General features: G+C 32.3%; 1 protein-coding gene. It reads left to right on the top strand.

Annotation, left to right across the window (positions count from 1 at the left end):
• Positions 1-39: 39 nt before the first annotated feature.
• A partial coding sequence (locus RCF13_RS21795) for a topoisomerase C-terminal repeat-containing protein (protein ID WP_308141550.1) occupies positions 40-713 on the top strand: 674 nt, incomplete at its 3' end.

Here is a 713-nt window from a genome sequence, read left to right as displayed (position 1 = left end):
ATAAAGTCGAATTCAGTATATCCTACCCCGAAAGCAATGATGTTAATTGAAGCCTTAGGAACAGAGTCAGCTATTGCTTCACCTATAATGACAGCAAAATGGGAGCAGGCATTAAAGGCAATCGCAGAAGGGAAATATAGTCATCTGGATTTTCTACAGAAATCAAAAGTATTAACTAAAAATTTGGTAAGTAATATTATTGATCGTTCAAAAGACTGGAACTTTGAAAATGAAGTTGCACAATTAAAAGAACTTGCAAAGATTGGTGAATGTCCAAACTGCGGTTCAGATATTGTAGAGTATGAAAAGTTCTATGGTTGTAAGGGTTATAAAGAGCATAATTGCAAATTTGGTGTGAAGAAAACTATTGCTAAGAAAAAAATATCAGAAGCTCAAATTAAGAAATTGCTAAAGAACAAAAAAACAGATGTAATAAATGGATTTGTGTCAAATAGTGGTTCTAAATTTAATACTTATTTATTTTGGAACGTACAAAAACAGTGTGTTGATTGGGGATTTAATGCAGAAAATCAAGAAAGTTCTAAAAAGAAACCAGGGAAGGATACCGGAATTAATTGTCCTTTCTGCGGCAAAGAAATGGTAGAATATGAAAAATTTATCGGTTGCAAAGGTTTTAAAGATGGTTGTGAATTTAAAATCCCCAAAAAGTATTGTGGTGTAGACTTAACATCGCAACATTTCGAACAATTAGT

This window comes from Stenotrophomonas maltophilia group sp. RNC7 (genome assembly GCF_030910085.1).
Taxonomy (GTDB): domain Bacteria; phylum Pseudomonadota; class Gammaproteobacteria; order Xanthomonadales; family Xanthomonadaceae; genus Stenotrophomonas; species Stenotrophomonas sepilia.
This window is presented reverse-complemented; position numbering and strand designations above follow the sequence as displayed.